Source organism: Dryocola sharpae (assembly GCF_051307055.1).
Taxonomy (GTDB): Bacteria; Pseudomonadota; Gammaproteobacteria; order Enterobacterales; family Enterobacteriaceae; genus Dryocola.
Genome location: NZ_CP149994.1, coordinates 2,677,416 through 2,702,042 on the forward strand (window position 1 = coordinate 2,677,416; position 24,627 = coordinate 2,702,042).

General features: G+C 49.6%; 17 protein-coding genes, 1 tRNA gene and 2 pseudogenes. 8 read left to right on the top strand and 12 right to left on the bottom strand.

The features are described 5' to 3' along the window. Positions 1-9: 9 nt before the first annotated feature. The gene (locus WLO31_RS12890) at positions 10-912 is read right to left on the bottom strand and encodes a GNAT family N-acetyltransferase (protein WP_435927001.1); all 903 of its coding nucleotides are present in this window, start codon (positions 910-912) and stop codon (positions 10-12) included. 885 nt (positions 913-1,797) lie between these two features. After that, positions 1,798-2,021 (bottom strand): annotated as a pseudogene (locus WLO31_RS12895) (IS630 family transposase); the annotation flags it as partial. A gap of 429 nt (positions 2,022-2,450) precedes the next feature. Here WLO31_RS12895 and WLO31_RS12900 point away from each other — a divergent pair. After that, a complete protein-coding gene (locus WLO31_RS12900) occupies positions 2,451-4,100 on the top strand; it encodes a methyl-accepting chemotaxis protein (protein ID WP_435927002.1) in 1,650 nt (549 codons plus the stop codon). 55 nt (positions 4,101-4,155) lie between these two features. Here WLO31_RS12900 and ldtA read toward each other — a convergent pair whose 3' ends face one another. Then, a complete protein-coding gene (ldtA, locus tag WLO31_RS12905) occupies positions 4,156-5,091 on the bottom strand; it encodes a L,D-transpeptidase (RefSeq protein ID WP_435927003.1) in 936 nt (311 codons plus the stop codon). 43 nt (positions 5,092-5,134) lie between these two features. Continuing rightward, positions 5,135-6,598: an EmmdR/YeeO family multidrug/toxin efflux MATE transporter gene (locus WLO31_RS12910; protein ID WP_435927005.1), complete on the bottom strand. Its 1,464-nt coding sequence runs from the start codon at positions 6,596-6,598 to the stop codon at positions 5,135-5,137. A 190-nt stretch (positions 6,599-6,788) separates the two neighbouring features. Here WLO31_RS12910 and WLO31_RS12915 point away from each other — a divergent pair. After that, positions 6,789-6,864, top strand: a tRNA-Asn gene (locus tag WLO31_RS12915). A gap of 246 nt (positions 6,865-7,110) precedes the next feature. Continuing rightward, positions 7,111-7,245 (top strand): annotated as a pseudogene (locus tag WLO31_RS12920) (integrase); the annotation flags it as partial. Between the two features lie 347 nt (positions 7,246-7,592). On the opposite strand, the gene WLO31_RS12925 reads toward WLO31_RS12920, so the two are convergent. Beyond that, on the bottom strand, positions 7,593-8,468 hold the full coding sequence (locus WLO31_RS12925) for a LysR family transcriptional regulator (protein WP_435927006.1): 876 nt from the start codon (positions 8,466-8,468) through the stop codon (positions 7,593-7,595). A gap of 242 nt (positions 8,469-8,710) precedes the next feature. Between WLO31_RS12925 and WLO31_RS12930 the strand changes: the two genes are divergently transcribed. Together WLO31_RS12930 and WLO31_RS12935 are read left to right on the top strand one after the other, a co-directional pair. After that, entirely contained in the window at positions 8,711-9,910 is a 1,200-nt protein-coding gene (locus WLO31_RS12930; protein WP_435927007.1) for an amidohydrolase, read from the top strand. Positions 9,911-10,018: 108 nt separating this feature from the next. Next, the gene (locus WLO31_RS12935) at positions 10,019-11,326 is read left to right on the top strand and encodes an MFS transporter (RefSeq protein ID WP_435927008.1); all 1,308 of its coding nucleotides are present in this window, start codon (positions 10,019-10,021) and stop codon (positions 11,324-11,326) included. 130 nt (positions 11,327-11,456) lie between these two features. On the opposite strand, the gene WLO31_RS12940 is transcribed toward WLO31_RS12935, so the two are convergent. After that, entirely contained in the window at positions 11,457-12,776 is a 1,320-nt protein-coding gene (locus tag WLO31_RS12940; RefSeq protein ID WP_435927009.1) for a 6-phospho-beta-glucosidase, read from the bottom strand. Between the two features lie 130 nt (positions 12,777-12,906). Here WLO31_RS12940 and WLO31_RS12945 point away from each other — a divergent pair, with 130 nt between their 5' ends. The 3 genes from WLO31_RS12945 to WLO31_RS12955 all read left to right on the top strand — a co-directional run bounded on the left by WLO31_RS12945 (position 12,907) and on the right by WLO31_RS12955 (position 17,348). Further along, on the top strand, positions 12,907-13,809 hold the full coding sequence (locus tag WLO31_RS12945) for a LysR substrate-binding domain-containing protein (protein WP_435927010.1): 903 nt from the start codon (positions 12,907-12,909) through the stop codon (positions 13,807-13,809). Positions 13,810-14,128: 319 nt separating this feature from the next. Continuing rightward, a complete protein-coding gene (locus tag WLO31_RS12950) occupies positions 14,129-15,679 on the top strand; it encodes a GMC oxidoreductase (protein ID WP_435927011.1) in 1,551 nt (516 codons plus the stop codon). 127 nt (positions 15,680-15,806) lie between these two features. Then, on the top strand, positions 15,807-17,348 hold the full coding sequence (locus WLO31_RS12955; protein ID WP_435927013.1) for a GMC family oxidoreductase: 1,542 nt from the start codon (positions 15,807-15,809) through the stop codon (positions 17,346-17,348). Positions 17,349-17,396: 48 nt separating this feature from the next. Here the strand turns inward: WLO31_RS12955 and WLO31_RS12960 are convergent, their stop codons facing one another. The 6 genes from WLO31_RS12960 to WLO31_RS12985 all read right to left on the bottom strand — a co-directional run bounded on the left by WLO31_RS12960 (position 17,397) and on the right by WLO31_RS12985 (position 24,472). Further along, complete coding sequence (locus WLO31_RS12960; RefSeq protein WP_435927014.1) at positions 17,397-18,593, bottom strand: MFS transporter; 1,197 nt, start codon at positions 18,591-18,593, stop codon at positions 17,397-17,399. Between the two features lie 477 nt (positions 18,594-19,070). After that, on the bottom strand, positions 19,071-19,457 hold the full coding sequence (locus tag WLO31_RS12965; protein ID WP_435927015.1) for a RidA family protein: 387 nt from the start codon (positions 19,455-19,457) through the stop codon (positions 19,071-19,073). A 74-nt stretch (positions 19,458-19,531) separates the two neighbouring features. Continuing rightward, positions 19,532-20,452, bottom strand: coding sequence for a LysR family transcriptional regulator (locus tag WLO31_RS12970; RefSeq protein ID WP_435927016.1), 921 nt, complete (start codon positions 20,450-20,452; stop codon positions 19,532-19,534). A 76-nt stretch (positions 20,453-20,528) separates the two neighbouring features. Then, positions 20,529-21,734 (bottom strand): cystathionine beta-lyase, encoded by a 1,206-nt coding sequence (gene metC / locus WLO31_RS12975; protein WP_435927017.1) that lies wholly within the window; start codon positions 21,732-21,734, stop codon positions 20,529-20,531. A gap of 79 nt (positions 21,735-21,813) precedes the next feature. Then, entirely contained in the window at positions 21,814-22,998 is a 1,185-nt protein-coding gene (locus tag WLO31_RS12980; RefSeq protein ID WP_435927018.1) for a PLP-dependent aminotransferase family protein, read from the bottom strand. Between the two features lie 193 nt (positions 22,999-23,191). Then, a complete protein-coding gene (locus tag WLO31_RS12985) occupies positions 23,192-24,472 on the bottom strand; it encodes an amino acid permease (RefSeq protein ID WP_435927019.1) in 1,281 nt (426 codons plus the stop codon). Between the last annotated feature and the right edge of the window lie 155 nt (positions 24,473-24,627).

Sequence of the window (24,627 nt, forward strand, 5' to 3'; positions counted from 1 at the left end):
GCCTTTTCCTTACGTTGTTTTCTCTGCAATCGCAAAAATCCTGTAATGCCTAAAGTGGCTTTTACCATGTTGGGTAAGTTTTTGCATCGTTTTGACAATCATATTATTATCTTCCAGCATCCAAGAAATGCTGAATTTTTTAATATCCTGTTCTATGGCGATCGCAGAGAGTTTCGACGTCAGAACAACCGACAGTCCGCGCTGGCGATGTTCAGGGAGTACACCAGAAAGAAAAGCACGCCCTGTTTTCCCTGATGCATCAGCAATAAACTGCATCATCGTAAAACCAATAATATTGCCATTTGCGCGTGCAATCATGCCCATAATATTGGGCACATTATTTGCTGCTATTGCAATTTCATCAGCTGTCGTCGCACTGGAACCCCAGTTATCTTGCCAAGCAGTATTATAAACTGCCGCCAGTTCCTGACAGTGAGCGGCAATTTGCTCCTTTTGAACAAAAAGAAAATCCACTCCCTGCATTCGCTTCAGTAGACGCTCGTCGGTATGTGCTAATAACGTATCTCTGACGTCATAATCATACACAATTTCCAACAGGTCCTTTGCTTTATTCCCACCGGCCGCCATTATCCAATCGCAAATCGTGGGGGTATTATCCGGCATTTGGTATGTGAAGGGGGCTCCTGAAAAGGTTCGGCACCCCCGATTAATTAGAATGGAATTATGGACGGGACCATAGATTACTGCGTCCTCATTCTGAAGAAATGTTCTCTTTTCTGCTTCAATAAAAATTGCCGAAAAAAGAAATTTCAGGGCAGAAATATCACCATCAGTGATCAGGATTGAAAAACTAAGTTGCCCTAACGCTCTTATCTTTTCCTGATACGAGAAATGAACCAGACAACAAGCTTTTACTTCTTCATGTAGAGAAACAACTAATGGAAAACTCACATCTGCACTAGATATATTTATGGCACTATCAATGCGCTGGTTAAATTCCGATAGTATGAGCGTTCGGCTATGTTGTGCATTATAAATGTTAAGTAGCGAACGCCTCTGTGTAGCATTTAGCATACAACTGTATTGGTACATCCTTTACCTCGCCTCACTTCCCTTAAAACAATTTCATCCTCACATGTCAATTGAATTTATGTCAACCGAAAAATCCACACGAATTTAAAAACATAATTCAAAGAACGAACAAGCATTAACCTCCTGATATTGCAATGTATATTAGCCAATCACCCCTAAATAATGTTATAATTGCATGGCCTTTCTTCATCCACATTAATGACTTTCAACCACAAGCAATTCAAATAGGTTTTTATCCTAACAAAAAGGCTTCAGATAATATATTATGTAACTTTCTTTTATTGCTCTACAGCACTACAAACAAACCCTCTATAATAGTGGAATACCTAGCGATGGGCTTTACTACCACAGATGACACTATAATATTTCTAAAACGGTGGTAAATGAGACGGATGAATGCACCCCAAAACATCAGTGTGTTCAACTAAAAAATAGCCACAATACGAAAGAAATAATGGTTAACTTACCCAAGCTTATCACCCGTGATTTCGTTGCATATTAAGCACACGTTTCCTTACTTCAACATAAACAGAGATAATTATTCCTTAAATTTATCTTTAAACCGATTCTTTTACCTTCTATGATTTATATCAAGAAGTAATTAATAATTATTCACTTTAGCAGACCATAAATTTGCTCAGCATTTTCTTATGACGTCGCTCTTGCGCTTCACAAGTCCTTCCCAATCATCGGTTAGGGTAAGAGTCTTTCTCTACCAGAACTAAATAGCTGCGCCAAATACCGCTACACTTTTGCCAGCCCATGTTTGCATCCAGGGAATGGGCTGACGTTTTCCATAAAATGATGAATCTTTTCAACAGCTTCCATATCGGACAGCACTAATGATTGCGCGTTATCGTGTAGTGAAGCGCCTGCCATAGCCGTTCAACATGACTCACCCATGGCGAGTAAACCGGTTGGTAAATTCCCCTGTACTTCGAATACTGTTTCAACCAGCGCTGTGTTTCCCATCTTTAAGGAAAATTAAGCGGGCTTTTTGCTTTTGGGCTAAAAACTCCCCCCAGCAGTACGCCGGAACGGCATGATTTTTAGCCCGGATAATGTGTACTTAACAAAAATGAAACACAAACTGCTTCCTTTTCTGCCGTTTACCCCGGCCGTTGTCAGGTATTCTGCTGCACAACCTGGCAAAGATACTAAAACAGGTAAACATTTATTCGCCATTTCCCTCCCGTGAGAAATGGCTTTTTTCTTTTCTCTCCTTTATCCAACGCCCTTCTCCTTTATCTGCCAGCCTCAACTTCGTACGAAAACCCTACAGAAAACGTTCTTTCTTCCGATACCTGTTAGCGGGGAACGTAACCAACTGCAGGCCCCTGCGGATCATTTAAATGCTCAGAGCATGTCTATCGGAAGAAGGAGTTAAAGGAATTTTTATGAAAATTAACGATATGCGCGTAGGTATCCGGCTTGGCGGCGGATTTGCTGTTGTATTGCTCCTGATGGTCATGATGGGACTCAGCGCCTGGCAATTTACCGGCACAAACGTCCATGATGTGGACGAAATGATAAATCTCGATCTTAAAAAAGAGCGGCTTGCTGTGGAGTGGCTTACTCTGATTGACCGAAACAGCGGGAATGCCACGGCCGCAATGGGTACCGAAAATACCGCGCTGCGGAATAAAATTCTCAGCAATATCGCCGCTGACGCTGAGCAAACGGCCGCCGTCCAGTCCAGCCTTATTCCACTTGTTAAACATGAAACGGCAAAAGCACGCCTGAGCGCGATAATGACGGCACAAGAGAAATATCTTGCCTTGCGCAGCGAAGGCTTCAGCATGGCAGAGCGCGCAGAGCTGGACGGCATGAATCTGTTCATTTCCGAAAAGTTCCTGCCGGCCAGCCAGCACTATATCCAGGCTCTGCAGGCGCTGGTGGAGTTTCAGAAACAGCTCATCGATAACACCCATGCGGAGATTCAGAAAACCTCAAGAAAGACTGAGCTGCTGATGGCGCTGTTCGTGATCCTCGGGGTCGTTTCAGGCGCGTTAATCGCATGGTATATCACCCGCAGCATTACCCGTCCGCTTAAGCAGGCGCTTACCGTCGCCGGCAGAGTGGCCGCAGGCGATCTCACCACAAAGGTGCAGGTTGATTCCCGGGATGAACTCGGGCAGCTGATGGCCTCTCTGCGGGATATGGTGACGGCGCTGGGAGCGACCGTCCGGAACGTCAGAACCGGTGCGGAAAGTATTGCCATGGCGGCCAATGAAATTGATGCCGGTAACCAGGATCTGGCCTCCCGTACGGAAGAACAAGCCGCGAGCGTGGAGGAAACCGCAGCCACCCTGGAGCAGCTGACCTCCACGATAAAAAGTACGGCAGAGAATGCCCGCCGGGTGAACGGTCTATTCACCGGGACAGGAAAGGTAGTCAGGATAAATACCGAACGCATGAATTCTGTTTCGGCGGCTATGCAGGATATTCACAGCGCGTCAGAAAAGATGACGGATATTATTACCGTTATTGAAGGTATCGCCTTCCAGACCAATATCCTGGCGCTTAACGCCGCCGTGGAAGCCGCCCGCGCGGGCGAGCAGGGGCGCGGTTTTGCCGTCGTGGCCGGCGAAGTGAGGACGCTGGCGCAACGTAGCTCCGTCTCCGCGAGAGAAATCCGCGATATCATCAGCGTTTCGGTAAGCAAAATCACGGACGGCCGCGGGCTCGTTACCCAGGCGGACAAGGGGATGCAGGAGATAGTAGAGAATGTCTCCCGCGTGCAGCAGCTTGTCGAAGAGATAACTCAGGCCAGCCATGAGCAGAGCGATGGTATCGGACAAATTAACGCCGCCATGGGACAGATAGACACCACCACCCAACAGAACGCCTCGCTTGTGGAAGAGTCTTCGGCGGCCAGCAGCTCTCTGAAAGAACAGGCGGGTCTGCTGCTGGAAAATATCCGCACCTTTGTGCTGCATGATCAGCAAGAGAAGCCAGCGGCTGAAAATGTCAGGCCAGCGACCCGCACACCGGCAGGCCGCCCGTCACGCCAGCCAGCAGAAGATCGGAACTGGCACTCTTTCTGAGCCGCCTACATACCGTTGCCTCCGTGACACAACGGTATATTTTCGCGACTGGCGCCTACCCCGCTCTTATTCCCGGCGCGGCGTCACTGATCTTGACCGGCATCCCTGAACGGCGTTCCAGCTCGCCGCTGACGCGAAGCAGATCAACGCCCTCTCCTTTCATCGCCCCGTTAAGCGAAGGCGTTAAAGGCAGCGGCACTTTGTTGGCCGACTCAAATTCGCTGCGGTTGCGGGATAGCGGCTCATGAACCTCCAGCCAGCGGGAGCCATCCGGCTCGGTTGTCACCTTCACCGGCTGGTCAATAAGCTGAACGCGCGTGCCTTCCGGTACGCTCTCAAAGAGGTATTTAATATCCTCATTTCGCAGACGAATGCAGCCCTGGCTGACCCGCAAACCGATGCCAAAATTGGCATTGGTGCCGTGAATTGCATAAAACCTGCCGATATATATGGCGTAAAGACCCATTGGATTATCCGGCCCCGCCGGTACGTAGGCCGGAAGGCTTCTTCCCTCTTTGGCATACGCGCGTCGTGTATTCGCGGTAGGCACCCAGGTTGGTCCCTCCTGTTTGCGCTCAACCCTGGTGACCCAACTGCGTGGGGTTTCTCGCCCCGCCTGGCCGATGCCTATCGGGAAAACCTCAACCGTGCCGCCCTCCGGCGGGTAATAGTAGAGCCGCATTTCTGCGACGTTGACGACAATGCCCTCGCGCACGGTATCCGGCAATATTAACTGCTGAGGAATAATCAGCTCCGAGCCAGCGTGGGGTAGAAACACATCCACGCCGGGGTTGGCTTCTATAAGGTTGCTTAGCCCCTGGCCGTACTGCGCCGCAAATGCCTCAAGCGGCAGTTTATTTCCCTGCGGCACGGTAATTTTTAGCGGGCTGCCCACCAGGCGGCTGCCCTCCGGCGGTAACGGATAGCTGACGGCCAGCACGCTCTGGCAGACGATCAGGAGCAGCAAACTGCAACACGATTTCAGGCGCATGATTTTACACTCCAGGCAGAGGCGTTTTGCTAAGCGTAGCCTTTCAGCTTTTATTTTGCCCAACTGCCGGTACCGCTATGACAGGCTGTTTTTCCGGGCGCGGATATTTTTTCAGCCAGCGTCCGCTTACCATGCGCCAGTAGAAGAATGCCCCGCGAACCGCCCAGTCGAAGAACATCCCCAGCCAGACGCCCACCACGCCCATGCCCAGCACGATCCCCAGCGTATAGCCTGCCACAACCCGGCAGCCCCACATGCCAAGCATCGAAACCCACATCGCAAAACGCGCATCGCGCGCGCCTTTCAGCCCGGCCGGCAACACCCATGAAGCCGCCCAGATTGGCATAAAGGCGGCGTTAAGCCAGATAAGCACTTTAACCACCTCTTTTACGTCGGCCTCACGCGTATAGAACGAGGCGAACAGCCCGGCGAAAGGCGCGGTTCCCCAGGCGATAATCGTCAGCCCAATCGTCGACAGCCAGAATACATGCCGTAACTGCCGCTCCGCCTGCCCGATTTGCCCTTTGCCTAAACGCCTGCCAACGATAATGGTTGAGGCAGAGCCCAGGGCGTTCCCCGGCAGGTTAATCAATGCCGCAACCGAGAAAGCGATAAAGTTACCGGCGATAACGTTAGTCCCCATGCCGGCGACGAACATCTGCGTTAACAGTTTGCCGCCGTTGAATAACACAGACTCGATACTGGCGGGAATACCGATGCCGAGCACTTCCCAGAGAATATTAAGCTTCAGCGGGGTAAAATAGCTTTTGAGCGAGATGCGCAGCGCCGGGTTAAAGCCAATCATCAGCACGTAGATAATGCCTGCCGCGCCAATGTAGCGAGAGATAGTCAGCCCCAGCCCGGCGCCGACAAAGCCCATGCCCTTCCAGTCGAAAAGGCCGTAGATCAGCACGCTGCTGATCATGATGTTGAGAATGTTCATGCCGCCGTTAATCAGCAGGGGGATTCTGGTGTTCCCCGCTCCACGCAGCGCTCCGCTGCCAATTAATGCGATGGCCGCGGCGGGATAACTCCAGACCGTAGTTTGCAGATAAGAAAGCGCCAGCGCCTTCACTTCCGGCGTCGCCTCTCCGGCAATAACGTTCACGATATGCTCGCCGGCCAGATGAATACCAATCGCCAGGAATACTGCGACAATCGTCATCAGGACCAGAGACTGCCGCGCTGCCGCCCGCGCTCGTTTTGGATCGAGCTTGCCGAGGCTGAAGGCGACAACCACCGTTGTGCCCAGATCGATTGCGGCAAAGAAGGCGATGATGACCATGTTGAAGCTGTCGGCCAGCCCAACGCCCGCCATCGCTTCTTTACCCAGCCAGCTCACGAGGAAGGTGCTCAGCACGCCCATCATTAACACACAGGTATTTTCCAGGAAGATAGGCACAGCGAGGGGAGTAATTTCGCGCCAGAAAAGGGTGCGATAGCTTTTTCTGTTGGCGTACCAGTGCGTTTTCTCAACGCGCTGGCGTACTGCGGCATATAAGTTCAAAGGTGACCTGTGAGAGAAGTGAAACCACATTTCAAATAATGATTTACAAACGCTTATCCTGCAAAGAATTTTTTGCTGCCGTTCGCCTGAAAAGAGGGCAAATCGTTGCGAGAATCCGCAAACAGCCTCCGCAGTCCGATTCAGGATTTGACAAACCAGGCGCACTCGCTAAGATATGCCGCACTACGATTCCTCTGTAGTTCAGTCGGTAGAACGGCGGACTGTTAATCCGTATGTCACTGGTTCGAGTCCAGTCAGAGGAGCCAATTTCCTGTTTTTATGCCTCTTTGCAAATCCTTATCTGATGTTGTTTCAACAGGTTAGCATGAAAACTCTTCCCGGTGCTTTTTGATTTTACCCTCCGCATCGGGAAAACCTGGCGGTCTGATCCGGGGACATTTCAGTTCGATGACGGAGTGTCCACCCGGTGTCTCTTAATGACACGAAAATCCGCAGCCTCAAACCTTCTGATAAACCTTTCAACATCTTAGTTGCTCACGGACTTTCTCTTCCTGGCGTTCCCCGGCGACCATAATCCATACGGGCCGATGAGTGAAAATATCCTCAATAAAGCGCCACGATTGATGGGTTATGGCACGAAAGCAGATATATGTGGGCATGGATCCCGGGCAATGGCGTGCAGCGCCTGATGGGGCCCGGAGTGTGGTCACATACAGGATGATGTCCTTTCCGGGAAAGAACATACCGCGCAGAGAAAACGGATCGATAAAGAACAATGCTTTAAAAGTTAGATCAGCTTCATTTAACGTTATGCTGAGGTGTCCATAAGAGGTAATAGTTATCCTGAGAGTTGAAAATCGAAGGGGTCAACCAAATTATGCAGAGTGCTAATATCCCTGACCACATCGAAATGATTGATAACGCTATACATCCGCATGTTTTGTATGATCGAATATAACTAGCAAAATGTGTGCATCAGTATTATTAACGACTCTGAGGTCGTCTGATTATCCGTTTCGATGCAGTTTAAAAATTAAATCATGCTTATTAAACGCTTCAATACTTCTGAGCAGCGGTCTTTGCGCCATACTAATTCCCATTCCTGTTCAATATTCAAATCGGATAAGGTCGAGAATGCCACACTGGGCGGCGCAAGATGCCGGGTTCCTTCCGCAACGATTGTACACCCCATTCCGGCAGAAACTAAAGTCAGCATTGATACGGCATCAACCCCATGCATAACCGAGCGTGGCGTAAAGCCTGCATCAAAAAAACAGTGAATTAGTCTGTCATGCCATGCCGGTGCCGCTGTACGCGGTATCCAAATAAAATCCAGATCCTGCAGGTCTCTCAAAAATTTAGGCTCTTTATTATCTGGCCATTTCCATTCCGCGGGATAGGCTAATAACATTCTTTCTTTATAAACGGGAACCCCCTCAAATAAGGGATCGCTGAGGGGCCTGAATAATAAAAAGCCTGCATCCAGTTGCCCTTCCGCTATCATGGCGAGCTGAACTTCTGAAATGAGATGATGAAGCGTAACACCAACGTTTGGCGCTTCCTTTTTGAATGCTTTTAAAAGTGCAGTAATAGACGGAGCCGCGTTCTGTATGACGGGAAGAGCAATAGAAATTTTGCCGCACTCACCTCGCGAAGCACGTATTGCGCGTTCTTTTGCTGTAGCTGCATCCTCAAGCAATTTTTCCGTATCAAGCAAAAACTGGTTGCCGGCATCAGTAAGCTTCACGCCACGTGCAGTTCGTTCAAACAACAAAACGCCTAAATTGTCCTCTAATTTCTGGATCTGGCGCGTCAGGGCGGGTTGTGCAATGTGAAGCTCCTGTGCCGCGTGACTAATACTGCCAAGTTTGGCTACAGCTGTGAAGTACCGTAACTGACGCAATTCCATGGCTATACCTCATCGGCATGAGTGGGATGTTCAAAAGGTATTTTACGGTATATCTCCATATTTCTATCATTGATATCGAGAGGTTTCAAGCATGGACAGCGTGCAAAATATTGTTGGAAAAGCAAAATCTCTATTTAAACCCTCAATAAATTTCAGTGAATTGAATCAATAAAAATGAAAAAAGTCGCTTTGCCTGAAAGACGACTTTTACTTCTAACCCTATCTGAAACGAGACCTGCCCTATGCTGGATAACCATGAAAGAGAATTAGATGTGAAACGGCTCACAGAATTTCGCCGGGATTTGCATATGTATCCGGAATTGAAATTCGAGGAGCATCGCACGTCGGAAAAGATCGCTGCATATCTTTCAGCTTTAGATATTCCCTGTGAACGTGGCCTGGCGACTACGGGTTTAGTAGGGAGTATATATGGTCATAACCGTAGCCCAGCCAACCCCGGTCCAACGCTAGGAATCAGAGCAGATATTGACGCCCTGCCGCTGGAGGAGGTTAATGACTTTGAGTATGCAAGCCAGCGCAAAGGGTGCATGCATGCTTGTGGACATGATGGGCATACCACCATGCTGCTGGGTGCTGCGGAGCTTCTGGCTGCTAACCGAAATTTTGACGGCACGGTTCATCTTATTTTTCAGCCGGGTGAAGAAGGCGGTGCCGGTGCTCGCGTCATGATGAATGAGGGCCTGTTCAAAAGATTTCCTTGCCAGGCGGTTTTTGCCTTACACAACTGGCCAGATCTTCCTCAAGGGCAGATGGGCACAAAAACCGGCCCAATCATGGCTTCCGGTATTACCTTTGAAATAATTGTGCGCGGCAAAGGCGGCCATGCCGCACTTCCCCATTCGACTATTGATCCTGTTCCGATAGCTTGTTTTATCGTTTCACAACTGCAGAGTTTAGTATCACGTCGTATTGATCCGCTTGATTCAGTGGTGCTGACTATAGGTAAAATAGAAGCGGGAACCTCACCAAATATCATTCCTGCCGAAGCCAGAATTTTTGGCACGTGCCGGACTTTAACTGATAAATCTCAAAAACTACTTTTAGACGGCGTAAAACGTATAGCTCACTATATTGCTGAAGCCCATTGCGCTCAAGCCGAGGTGATTATTAATCATGGCGGGTACCCAAACACAACTAATCATCCTAAAGAAGCGAAGTTTATGGCCAATATAATGCGCGAAATGGTAGGAGAAGAGAATGCCAGTTCCGATGTACTACCTGCAATGACCGCTGAGGATTTCGGCTTTATGCTGCAGGAGGTACCGGGCGCATATGGATGGATTGGGAATGGTAACGATGAGTTTTCAGGAGGGGATCTTCATAGCACTTCCTACGACTTTAACGATAAAAATCTTACGTTAGGCGCTTATTTTTGGGAAAAACTCGCGCGACAATGGTTTTTAACCGAAGCAAAGCGGTAGTTAACCGTCGAGTCGACCGATAAATATCGAAATGGTAAATCTCATTTGTGCTCATCCGTGCAGAAACGAGATTTTTTACCTCCCTGCCCGGACGATAAGGAATGTTATATGAACAGTGATAATCATATTTCCCAAACGGTGCCGCTTTCAACAGCTGTACAAAAACCGACCAGACAGCGGTTTTATGTGTTATCGATTCTTTTTATTAGCCTTTCTGTTATCTACTTAGATCGCGTGAATATTTCAATCATTGCGGCAAACTCACAATTTTTAACCGACATGGGACTTGTCGGCAAACCGGTTTACATCGGATTATTAATGAGTTTATTTTTAATCACCTACGGCATTTCTAACGTTATCCTGAGTCCGGTAGGCGATCTCATCGGCCCGCGAAAAGCGATGATTATTGCTTATTTTATTATCAGCGCCTCGCTTCTTTTGGGTGGAGTATCAGGTATCTTTGGATTTTTGCTTGGCACGCGTATCTTATTAGGCATCGGAGAAGGCCTTTACTATCCGATGCAAAATACTTTTATCAAAAACTGGTTTCCCCCTAAAGAGAGAGGAAGAGCGAATACCGCATGGATTTTAGGGCAATCATTATCTCCAGCCATAGCAATGCCTGTTTTTACCTGGATCATCGCCGAGTATTCCTGGCGATACACATTTTACTTTTCATTCTCTTTAAGCCTGATCCCGCTTCTTTTAATATATTTTTTCACCTCAAATACCCCGCGAGAAAATAAATTCATCAATGCCAGCGAGCTGGAGATTATCGAAGAGAGGCTATCAAATAACAACTCCAACAATGTGCCAGGTGAAAAAGCATCAATAATCGCACGTTCTAAGATATACCTTTGCAACGGCAATTTTTGGATGCTGTTAATCATTTTCGCTTCCAACTCAATGTTGTCCTGGGGTATTGTCACCTGGCTTCCTACATACCTGAATACCGAGCGCGGTTTTTCCTGGGCAAACGTGGGATGGATGTCGTCATTACCTTTTATATTTGGTTTATTATTCAAGATCGTCTCAGGAATAATAGTCGATCGAACCGGAAAAAAAGGCATGATAATGCTTATCTCAGCCCTGTTATGTGCTGGGGGAATTTTGACGGGAGTGAATATTACTGATAACTATACAGCCGCAATTGTCATCTCATTTGGCATAGGGGCCTCATCAATGCAGCTGCCTTGCGTATTTACCCTATTGCAGGGGATGGTCCCTTCCGCAGCGATATCTTCTGCCGCAGGAGCATTAAATGGTATGGCTGTTGGTTTTGGCGCCTTATCTCCTGTCATAATAGGGTTTATATTAGGCTTAACCAATAACTTTAATGCTGTGATGTATCTCTTAATCAGTATCGTTATGATCGGGGGGGCGTTTGCGGGAATCTTTGCAATGAAACGCCTTTAAAAAAGTAAGTTTTAACTACAAGAATTAAAATCGGTTCTTTAAAAGCATGGCGGCATACTGATGCCGCCATGCTTTTTCCCTTTTAGGGTGAAGGCTTACTGCGCGTAGAGCTTATTGAGTGATAATCGGCTCAGGCTTTGTTATGAAACAGCGGCATATAGCGCCTGTTATGTTCTATAACTTCATCTAAAGCTTGCGCAAGAACCGCTCCGCTTTTAATCAGGGGGTTAATGACTAATCCGCGCCAGGCTGTATGACGGTTACCGGTGACGGCCGCTTCGATTGTCAGTTCTTCAAAGGTTTTCATCAGCTGAATCTGTCGCAGAATGTCATCCGGGAAAGGCTCAACGTTGAGTGGTATTGGCCCGGCGCTGGTGATTATCGAACTGACCTCAACGGCACAGTTATCAGCAATACCCGCTATAGCGCCGTTGTTGCGAGTGTTGACGTGCATAATGATGCGTTTGTCATTGTAAATTGCGCTCATCAACTCACAGGCGGCATCAGAATAATATTGCCCGCCACGACCTTCAAGCGCTTTGGGTTTTTCCGCAAGGTCAGGGTTACGATAAATATCAAACAGCTCTTTTTCGAGCAGTTTCACCACTTCACCACGCGTGCCTTCACCTTTTGCTTCACTAAGCTCCTGCTGATACATATCATCGCTCATATAGTAGTAACGATGGTATGGACATGGAAGCATGCCAAGGTTTTTGATCATGCCTTCCGGCCATTTAAACGGCGGGATATTTTTGGGGATCAGAGGATCGTTGCCCTGCTCAATATTGCTGATAATGTCAGGAGTAATATCTTTGCCTTTGTACCAGACATGACGGGCAAAGATGAAATGATTCAGGCCCGCTACCTGCATAATAAAATCATTTATATCTTCCGTGCCGAGCATACCGGCAATGCCTTTTTGCATAATTACAGGAACGTTACATAAACCGACCGTTTTTACGGAGCTATGTTTGATTATCGCTTCCGTGACCATACCTGATGGATTAGTGAAATTCAGCAGCCACGCATCGGGACAAAGTTTTTCCATCTCGGCCGCTATTTTAAGCGCAACAGGGATGGTTCTGCAGGCGTTCGCAAAACCGCCCAGGCCGTTGGTTTCCTGACCAATCATGTCATATTTCAGCGAAATGCGTTCGTCGCTGATGCGCGCTTCCAGGCACCCGGCCCTGAACTGCGAACAGACGAAGTCAGCGCCAGCAAGAGCTTGCTGACGATCCAGCGTTTCAAAAACCGGGATATCCAGCCCATTTTTTTGTAACATCCTTCGCGTCAGCCCGGCGATGATGGCCATCTTTTCACGACCATCTTCAATATCGACCAGCCATAGCTCGCGAACCGGGAACTCATGCTGCCGTTTAATTATCCCTTCCATTAGCTCTGGCGTATAGCTCGAACCTGCACCGATCACAACTATTTTCAAACCATTCATAGGGTCACCTCTTGTTGATGAGCGTTAGCGGATTTATTTAAGCCCGGTGATTAGAGGTGGACAAACGATCGTTGCGCAGGTATGCATTAGCTTGATTAACGCATACAGGTCAAAAGGAACGGAAACGGTTATGCTCGTACCACAAAACATACTGTCGCTACTGCATACGTTTGAATGTGCCGCGCTTCATTTGAGTTTTACCCGAGCGGCCAGCACGCTAAACCTCACCCAGGGTGCGGTCAGCCAGCGCATTCGACATCTCGAAGAGAGGCTGGGATTTCGACTTTTTATCCGCATGACGCGCAGGTTACAGCTTACGGACGAAGGCGCCCGCCTGCTGAGCGTGCTGTCATCTTCCCTGAAGCGCATTGATGACGAAATTGAAGATATTCGCGTACAGGGGCTGCGCGGTACATTATCGGTTGGCCTGCCCCCGACCTTTTCGTTTATATGGTTGATGCCGCGCCTGGAGGAGTTCGCCCGGCGCTGGCCAAATCTGAACATTAACTTTCGCGTTCGCGCTGGACTGGTTGATTTCAACCACGAGCGCGTTGATGTAGCAATCTACTACGGCATGCAGAAATACCCTGACCTCTATTGCGAGCGCCTTGCCGATGAGTGGCTGGTACCCGTTTGTACGCCTGCCCTGAGTCATCAAATCAGCCGCGATAAAAAGTGGACAGATAAAATGCGCTTTATTCACGCTTCTGAATCCGTCGACTCACAGGATATCTTCTCAGAGTGGCGCGAATGGTGTTCAGCAACCAATATGGCACTCCCCGTTGAAGATAACTTTATGAGTTTCAATAATTGCCATATGTCGATTGAAGCAGCCCTCACCGGCAGCGGTATTGCCATGGGGAGGAAACAGCTGGTTAAACACTATATCGCGGAGGGAAGATTAACCACGCCGTTCAATATCGAGATCCCGGCTAAAAGAGGTTATGACTTAATCATGCCGCGTGAGAATCGTAACCGGCCTGGTGTGAAAGCGTTAACCGATTGGGTACACAGTATCATCGGTGAAAGCTAAACGCAGAATTGCTGCTTAAATAACAGACAGATGTTTTGAACTAAATTCATATATGCTATGACTTTTATTTAACCAACTTTTTTATTCAAAAAAAAGCGCTGTAAATCCGGCGGCTTAGCGCCTGGATAGATAATCTTTTAACACCAGATACATTATCTAACTTGTCGCCGTTTTATTTACTCCAGACAATGATTCCGCAACAAAATACAGCTCAGACATTAACAAGAAGATAACCATAATAACGCAGTGATTTATTGTTAGCGGCAAATTTCCATCCCTGATGCAGGAAAACTTACCTTATAAGAGTTCAGGTGTCTTAATGAAAACGCAAGCAGAAACAGTTGTCATAGGAAGCGGTTTTGGCGGTGCAATCGCGGCAAAACGCCTTGCGGATGCCGGGCGCGATGTGCTGATGCTGGAAAGAGGCCCCTGGCGCGATACCGTGCCCAATCGCTCAATCAAAATGGCTAACCTTGCACCTTTGCCACAGGGAAAAAAAGCCTTCACGTATGGGTTAAGATCGCTCGGTTCGAATCGGCTGAAGAAATTTGCCCTGCTTAATAAAAAAGGCTTTATTGAAGCATTTGTCGGTAAAGGTATAAATATTATCTGCTCGTCCAGCGTTGGCGGCGGCAGTCACGTCTATGCCGCTATGCTGGCAAAACCGTCTGACCCCGACTACTGGGCCAATCGCCACCCGCTCATTTCTAAAACCTCTATGGACACTTATTATGCCGAAATCATCGATCTTCTGCAGGCCAGACCTGTTAACGATGACGATCGGGTTCCGAATAATATTGCCCAGACGCATTATGATGGCGCGTTATCAACACAGGGACTGGCGAATCCCTTTATCGGTATGCTGCTGCCCAATAAACCTGGCACCACCGCAAAAGTTGTTGACGCTCATGGCGTAGAGCGATGGGAATGCGAATATGAAAATAACAGTATTCTCGGCTCTCCTTCAGGCGCTAAAACAACGCTCGATTATTCAGTTGTCTGGCCAGCGATGCGCAACGGTTTGGTTGTTCGTGATATGTGTGAAGTCACGGCAATTCATAAATTGCCAACTAACGATGCTGACGGCATGCGCTATGAAATTCGCTATCGCAATCATCATAAAAATAAAAATGAAAGCGTGCGCGCCGGACACGTGATTTTAGCCGCAGGTTGCTTAAACACGGTCCGTCTGCTGATGCACAGCTGTAACGCCGACGCAGGCCTCGAAGGCATGCCGCGACTGGGTTTAAGCTTTGGCACTAATGGCGGCTACTTTGGTTTCTGGAAAGAAAACAGCGCTCGCGACCTCTCAAAAGGCCTTCCCCTGTGCGGTCCATTCCGGGCGGCAAATTCCACCAGCAAATCCGTTCAGGTTTTGCGCGCCGCAATCCAGGGGCTGGATGAAATCCCTTTCCCCGCCTTCCTCAAAAAATGGTTTCGCAAAAATTCACTTATCGTTGCCCTGGGCAAAGACAACAACAACGGCGTGATGACGATGAAACGCGGAAAATTTACCGTGGTTTATAACAAATCGGACAGTCACGTCTATCAGGAAATCGAAAACGAAGTCAGGGAGATAAAAAGCAGGACCGGAACTAAAATCTACTCCCCCGCCGCACCGGTCACCGTGCAGCCTCTTGGGGGAGCCTGCCTGGGGACATCTAATCTGGACGGCGTCATCGGCGCCAATGGCGAAGTGTTTGACAATCCGGGTCTGTATATCGCCGATGCGGCCGCGCTGCCTGAGTCGCCAGGCAGGCCGCCCAGTCTGACCATTGCCGTCTGGGCAGCTAACGTTGCCGACAGATTGCTCGAAACGCTTCAGCAGGAGGCTTTGCAGCAGCCCGCTTCTGCGCCACGCTCCTGTTGATTCCGCATAGCGCGTGCATCTTCTCCGAACGGAGCGGCCGGTTGAGCCTGCCGCTCCCTCCTTCCCACCTTCCCACCCGGATTTCAGCCCAACAGCGCCACGGTGGGATCAGTTACAAGGCAGGTCAATGACAAAGCAAGTTGAAGTATTGATTATTGGCAGTGGTTTCGGCGGCGCTATTGCTGCACGACGCCTGGCCGCTGCGGGTCGCGATGTCCTTATGCTGGAGCGCGGTCCATGGCGTGATACTGTTCCAAACCGTTCAATCGGACTTAAAAACCTCGTCCCGCTTCCGCAGGGAAGTAAGGCCTTTACGCATGGTCTGAGAACGGTAGGTTCGCACCTGTTCAGGAAGACGCTCACACTGAATAAAAAAGGCTTCATAGAAGCCTACGCGGGTAAGGGAATCAACATTATCTGCTCGTCGGGCGTGGGAGGCGGAAGCCATGTTTATGCCGGTTTTCTGGACAGGCCGCTGGTAGCAAATTACTGGGATAACCATCACCCGGAGATCGACCAGAAAAAAATGGAGCGCTACTATGACGAAATCATTAATGCCTTTAATGCCCGTCCATTAACCGCAGCCGATAAAGCGCCAAACCGTATTGAGGAGGCAAATTATAACGGCTTATTCACCTCGCTCGGCGACCCGGCAATTGGCATGCTGGTCCCTGAAAAACCTGGTTACCCGGTCAAAATAACAGACAGCAATGGCATCGAGCGCTGGGAGTGCGACATGAAAAATAACAGCTTCCTGGGTTCACCTTCCGGGGCAAAAACCACTCTCGATTTCACCTTTATCTGGCCCGCGATAAAACAAGGGCTGGTTGTGCAGGAGATGTGTGAAGCCCTGTCGATCCAAAAGTTAGAGCCGCAGACGGACAGCGCTATGCGCTACGAAGTGCAGTATCAGAATCATCGCAGCGGTAAGGTTGAATCTGTACAAGCTGAGCATGTAATTCTGGCCGCAGGGGCGTTGAATACCCTGCGATTACTTATGCGTAGTCGCGATTCTGCAGGCGGCCTCTCAGGTATGCCACGGCTTGGCCTTAAATTCAGCGGCAATGGCGACTTCTTCGGCGTCTGGAAAGAGAACAGCACAGCCGATCTGTCGAAAGGCATGCCTATCGCCTCGCCTTTCCGCTTAAAGGATTCCACGAACGATCGCGTTATTGTCTTACGGGCCAGTATTCAGGGCCTGGACGATGTACCGATGCCGTCATTCATTAAGCGCTGGCTACGTAAACAGTCCGTCATTATCGCCTTCGGCGGCGATGAAAGTAACGGCTCAGTAACAACCCGGGGCGGTAAGTTTAAAATCAGCTATGACAAGAATGAAAACAGCATCTATGCGGACATTGATGATGAACTAAAAAACATTAAGGCCAGGACCGGGACGAAAATCTATGCGCCGCGCAATCCGGTGACCGTCCATCCTATGGGAGGGGCATGTCTGGGTAGCTCCGCTACGGATGGCGTCGTGGACGCGGGTGGTGAGGTATTCGATCATCCAGGCTTGTACGTTGCCGACGCAGCCGCTCTTCCTGCCTCGCCGGGCGGCGCGCCAAGCCTGACGATTGCCGCCTGGTCAGCCAATGTCGCAGACAGGTTAATTGAAAAACTGGAAAAGCGCGATTCCGCTGATGCAGAACGACAGGCGGTGGCCTAGCAATAAACAAGCCCGCAGTATGGAGCCAGTCCAGGATGCGGGCTTAATTTAGTTTTTCGTGGATAAATCGCGACGCCCCAGAATAAGCGCCAGAAACGCCAGACCTACCGGCACCAGCGAGCCCCATAAAACCGCATTCCAGCCGTAGAGATTGAGCAGCGCGCCTGACGAAAAAGAGCCGACTATCATCACGCCAAACACCACAAAATCATTCAGGGACTGGACCTGCGTTTTCTCTTCAGGCCGGTGGTAATCGATGATCCTGGCCGACGCCCCGATAAAACCAAAATTCCAGCCAAGCCCCAGCAATATCAACGACAGCCAGTAATGATGGATCTCCGTTCCGCTTAATCCGGCAATGACTGAACCTGCGGTAATCAGCAGCCCTGCGGCCGCAACGCGCATCGCGCCAAAACGATTGATGAGCTTGCCGGTAAAAAACCCAGGCCCGTACATGGCAATCACATGCCACTGGATGCCGAGGTTTGAGGCCTCCTGGGAAATGCCGTGCATGTGCATAGACAATGGCGCGGCGGTCATCAGGAAATTCATCACCATATAGGTCACCGCCCCGCTGAATACGGTTCTGGCAAAGCCTGGCTGCCGAATGATTTCGTGCAGAGGACGACCTCCGGATTTAGCCGCCGTTGCAGGCTCCGCAGGCGTCACGCCCTTGAGGATGAAAGCCGCAATCACCGCTACCAGCGCCTGAGCAATAAACGTGATGGCAAAGGTATGGGGCGGCCAGAGATTCATTGTTCCGGTAACCAGCATCGGGCCGATGACGCCTGCTGCCACGCCCCCTCCCATCACCAGCGACAACGCCCGGGCGCGGCGCTCATGAGATACCCCATCCGTTGCTGCAAAGCGGAAACTGAGCGCAACGGCCGCATAGGCCCCGCCCAGAAACGCGGCAAAGCAGAAGAACGCAAACGAGCCAATAACGACCGCCAGTGCAGCCGTCAGGCCCGTAATCACCCCTGCCCCGGTCCCGGTCATGAACGCGGCTTTTCGCCCTCGTTTTTTAGCCAGAGCGCCGAAAGGCAGGATCGAAGCCGCCATCCCCAGCACAAACATGGTGATGGGCAGCGTTGAGAGCGACGCACTGGGAGCGATGGCATTGCCGACGATGGCCCCGGTGGCATAGAAAACGACCGAGTTCGCCCCGGCTAGCGCCTGAGCAGCCGCCAGACGGATAATATTGTTATGTTGTTCGGGTACTGAGAGAAGATGTTCTGTGGTCATCTGATGCGCTATCCTGGTTCATTTGCAGGCGATCGATAAAATTTGTGGATTCATGAAACGACTAAATCGCCCTCAATAACCCTATTCTGGGCCAGGAACCCCCTGTTGGGAGATAAGTTTATCACTCCGGAATGAATCCTCTCAAAATCGCTGATGCTTCCCTTTCCGCCCCTCTAACATTTCACGCTTAGCAGGGAATCTAATTTAACAAATACATGTTCAACGACCGAAAATATGTCTGAAGCCATCCCCTGACCTCGTAATTGAGAGCTCAACCAGCCGATCTCTTCTTGCACAGCAGAATCAAAAGCACTATTTTCCGCAGCCTTCTTTAGCCAACAGTAAATAAATACATTCTCTTCGACTTTATTCAGACAGCGCCGTTCGCGACTATACATTTTTACCGCAACCAGGAGGCAGTAGTAGAAATGATGCACACGTTTAATGCGGTGAACGTCCACCCTGCCTCCTGTCTGGTTATTTTTTAATGTACGCGATGGCTTCGATTTCAACTAAAGCATCTTTAGGCAGCTTGCCTGCCTGAATGCATGAGCGTGCCGGGGCCCCCGCTGAGCCGAAAAACTCGGTATAAACTTCATTAAACGCGGCGAAATCTTCCATCCTGGCCAGGAAGCAGGTAGTTTTCAGCACGCTATCCAGCGCAGCGCCAGACTTTTCGAGCACGGCTTGCACATTCAACAGCGACTGGCGAGTCTGCTCTTTCACGCCGCCCTCCGGGAAAGCCATGGTTGCCGGATCAAGCGGCAACTGTCCGGAGGTCATTACCAAATCTCCGAAAGAGACGCCCTGAGAATAAGGTCCAATAGCCGCGGGCGCTGACTCAGTATTAATAATGTTTTTCATTTTTTCTCCTTGCAAGAAATAGCGTAGCCTGAGAATTTATCGCAATAAATTCCCTGACTGGGTGAAATGTGCGATTACGTAATCTGGATATCAGGCAACAGACGCATGCAGCGCTGTTTAATAAACTGAATAAAGTCGCGCACATAGTCTTTATCCATATTATCGGTTAGCGATGCGAGCCATATTTCCGACATGAGCTTATCTTTCGTAATCGACCTGGCCGTAACATAGTTTTTATCGAGATATTCCGACACTGCCCAGATGGGTAACGCGGCAATGCCCCGCTGGCTGGCAACCTGCTGAACAATTCCCATGGTGAGTTCCGTAGTTTTTCGCCGTACCGGAATGCCGGCAGGTTTGAGGATCTTACGGCACAGGTCGATTCGCTCCTCCGGCACGGCATAGGTTATGAGCGACTCTCCGTAAAAATCCTCCGCTTCCAGCCATGGCTTTTGCGCCAAAGGATGTTCGTTGGGCAAAATGGCCACCATTTCATATTTGAACAACGGGCTATAGCTGACCATTTCCGTTTGTTCAGTTTCATCAACGATGGCAACATCCGCCCTGTTCTGCAGCAGCAAGCCTACCGGATCCGGCTGGAAGCCTGGCAGAATATCGATTTCAACCTCGGCCCATTTTTTGCGGAACTCATCCATCACCGGCAATAACCAGCCATAGCACGTATGACACTCAAGCGTCACCCTCAGCTCACCCCGTTTGCCGCTGGCAAACTTATAGAGATCGCGATCGGCCTCCTCCATTGCATTCAGCACCGTTTCGGCCAGATGCAATAAACGCTCCCCGGCATGGGTAAACTGTACCGGCGAGGTTTTGCGCACAAATAGCGAAACGCCGTAATGGTCTTCCAGCTGTTTAATCTGGTGCGATAACGCCGACTGCGTCAGCTGCAAAGCAGCTGCCGCACGCGTGAGATTGCCCGTTTTGCGCAATGTGAGAAGCGTGTGTAAATGCTTAAGGTCAATCGGGATATCCATTACTGCATCCGTAAATCAGAATGTTTTCATCGCGTGAGTATAACAAGCGCCAGCGCGGCTGGCGCCCCATAGGGTGTTATGCCTTCAGATGACGAAGCGCCTGATCCAAATCCTTCACTAAATCCACCGGATCTTCTAAGCCAATCTGCAAACGGAAGGATTGCCCTTCATACGGCCAGTGATATTCCGGGCGATCTTTGCGCGGGTTAAACGGAATCGCCAGGCTTTCAAAACCGCCCCAGGAGAAACCGATGCCGAAATATTCCAGGCTATCAATAAAATTCTCGACGGACTCTTTTGAATAGTGCGGTTTTAGCACCACGCTGAATAACCCGCTTGAGCCGGTGAAGTCACGTTTCCAGATTTCATGACCCGGGCAGGAAGGCAACGCCGGATGCAGCACCTGTTCAACCTCGTCACGTTCTGCAAACCATTTTGCAATTTTAAGCGCTGAGGCCTGATGACGTTCAAGACGCAGGGACATCGTGCGCAGGCCGCGCTGTGCCAGATAAACGTCGTCCGGCGCGGCATGCAGGCCAAAGAGATAGACGAAGCGACGGATCGCCAGCCATGTCTCCTTGTTGGCGGTAATTAGCCCCATCTGCGCGTCAGAATGGCCGACGATGTACTTGGTTGCTGCGTGTACTGAAACATCTGCACCGTGGTCAAAGGCTTTGAAAAACAGCGGCGTAGCCCAAGTGTTATCAACAATCACTTTCGCATTGCGCGCATGTGCGGCCCGGGAAATAGCGGGAATATCCTGCATATCAAAGGTTTGCGAACCAGGGGATTCCGTAAACACGACGGTGGTGTTTTCCCTGAACAGATCAACAATGCCGTCGCCAATAGTCGGATCGAAGAAGGTTGCCGACACGCCCATTTTCGCCAGCACATTATTAACGAAACCGCGCGTCGGGCCGTAAACGCTGCTGCTGACCAGAATATGATCGCCACTTTTCACCAGCGCCAGTAGCGCGCTGGTACAGGCGGCAAGGCCCGTTGGAACTAATAAAGAACGGTAACCGCCTTCCAGTTCCGCCAACGCCTTTTGCACGGCAAAGGTGATCGGGGTGCCAAAGCGGCCGTAGTACATCACCTCATCTTCGGCATCCTCAAACAGCGCCTGGTGGCGTTCGCTCAATTCTTTGCAGTTTTTGAAAATGACCGTGGAGGCATGATAAACCGGTGGGTTAACCACTCCCCCGAAGACCTCAGGATCAAACGGACCATGACAAAGATAGGTTTCAGGGGACACCTGGTTATCAAAACTGTGACTGGACATGCTTACCTTCCTCTTTTTACAACGCTTACTGATTTGTTTTCGACCGATGCTCCCGCCCTGTTGCGGATTGCGAGGGCAATTAGTTCATTGCGGCTTTCAGCCGTAAGACCGCTTCTTTGAGGTTCTCTTCCGTCGTACTAACGTATGACATGCGCAACGTTGAGCGATCTGGCTCATCGCAGTAAAAGAACTCTCCTGGCACATACACTACGCCGTTATCGAGCGTTTTCTGCAGCCACTGCGTGGTGTTTATCTCATCGTTAAATTTTGCCCATAAAAACATACCGCCCATCGGCTGATGAAATGTCAGATGGTCGCCCAGCTCGCTTTTAAGATGCTGGCTCAGGACCCGGCATTTCTGTTTATAGGCTTCGCGAATCAGCGCGATTTGCCCGGCCAGGCGGCCGCTGTTCAGATAGTGGTATGTCAGAGACTGCGATAACGAGCTGGTGTGTAAATCCGTGGCTTGCTTAAGGTTCACCACCTGACGTTTCAGCCAGTCCGGCACCAGCAACCACCCTACTCGCGCGCCCGGCGCGAGGATCTTTGAGAAAGTAGAGGTGTAAATAACGTTGTCGCTGTTACCCATTTCCGCCGCCCAGGCTCTGAGTGGGGTAAAAGTCTTATCGGTAAAGTTAATTTCGCCATACGGATCGTCTTCAATGATGACGAAATCGTAGCGCTGGGACAGCACCACCAGCTGCTTGCGTCGATGCTCCGCAAGGGTGATCCCACCGGGATTACCAAAGGTCGGTACGATGTAGACCGCCTTCACCGCCGTGGTTTTCAACAGCGCTTCGAGCTCATCCACGATCATCCCGTCGCCGTCAGTACCAACCGACATCACGCTCGCTTCTGCAAGCTGCAATACCTGCAACGCCGCGAGATAGGTAGGCCGCTCTACCACCACCACATCGCCCGGATTAATCAACGCGCGAGCAAGGATATCCAGCGATTGCTGCGAGCCTGACGTCACGACGACATCATCCAGAGCGCAGCAAATTGCCCTTTCGCTCATCAGCTGACAGATTGCGCCGCGCAGCTCCGGGCTGCCCTCGCTGAGTCCATATTGAAATGCGTCTTTCCAGGCGCTGGTGAGGACTTTATCCATGGCGATTTGCAAGCCTTCATGATCAAAAAGGTTTGCATCCGGAATGCCACCACCAAGTGAAATAACGCCGTCCATTTTGCTGTGTTTTAATAATTCTCTGATGGCCGATGACTGAAAATTTTGTAATTTTTTTGCGATTTTATTGTGCGACATCTTCGCTCCCCATTGTCTGTTACTTCTCTTACTTAATATCACAGGCAAGCGTTTTTTATCATTACTTTCCACTCGCGAACTTTCTTTTCCAGGTCATCATGAAGCAGATTAATGATGACCCGTAATTTAATTAATAATGATCCAATGAGGTTATTATGGTTATGACTTCTTGTAGGTTATAGAGGTAAAAAATCTATTGTGAAAACAGCATAACAAATGGACCGATACACATCAGCAGACCAATTAAAATCACGTAATAGACCGATGCTCCGCGCAGGTCAATAAATTTATCATTCTTCAGAATAATGAACCCAGGGACAATACAACTAATCAGCCCATAAGTAACACCGCCAAAAACAAATACTTTGAGAATCGGGAAGTTCGTCAGAACGATCAACCACAATACCAGCACAACCATGAAAAAGGCGGTAACCGATACCGCGTTGGTATTGTCGTCCTGAGGCTTAAACATCTTGTGGACAGCGACTTTGATCAAGCCAACAAAGGATTCATGGACGGCCAGGTAAAGCGCCAGGAATGCGGTAACGATTGAGAACACATTGAGGATAACGCTCATGTATTTTACCGCGGCGCCCGGGATGACTTTCGCGGCCAGCGCCAGCGCCGAAATGTTTTCCTGATAAGCTCGCAGCGCATCCGCCTCGCTGATAGAAAGTACGATTGAGACCACAAACAGCAGCACAGTGGCGACCAGAACCAGATAAGCGACTTTGTGTACCCGCAAAATCTTGTACTTAGCCACCTCTTTATCTTCTTCGCGCTTTTTATAGGCGATATTCATAGGGTTCAAAATCCCAACGAACATGATTGAAAAGATAGCGAACGGTAAGGTTGGGAACGTGCCGACAACGAGATGGCTAACCGTTGGGAATTCACCGATGTTGTTCAGATCCCAGAACGGAACCACCACAAAGCCAATCGCCACGATAATGACTAACTTAACGGCGATCATGCTGCCCGATACTTTGAACAGTAATTTTTCACCTTTCGATGCCACCAGCGAAAGCCCGGCGATTAACAGCAAAGACCACCACCAGTGTTCAGAAAGCGTCTGGGTTGTGAGACCAAAGGTTTTAAGATACGACGCGCTGTCATTGGTAATGGCAAGCGCATATTCCACCATCGATTTCAGCATGGTGATGGAATAAAGCGCGCCCAGCAACACACCCCAACGGCTGCCGACATAGCTGGTGATAATGCTCAGATAGGAATCTTGTTCATCGCTACGTGCCATGGTTTCGATAAACAGTTTCTGCATGTAATAGACGGCCGGATAACCAAGAATAACCGCCAGTGCGAATACCCAAACCCCTTTCAGGCCAACCTGTAAAGGGAAAAAGACAATCCCGGAGCCGATGGCGGCGCCGATACACAGCACCACCCACCCTAAATCGTACATCGTGAACGGTATATTCTTTTTATTAATTACTTCGTTATTAATTCCTACAGTCATAGGAGACCCCAATAGAATAAATAAAAACACCAGACTGGGCATGATTTAAATACATGCCTGGTAACCTGTTTCATTCCTTTATTGGACGCCAACAAGTTCCTGCCGATAGTTCAATCAATAATCACGCTGGCATTAATGATTGAATGTCAGAAGCT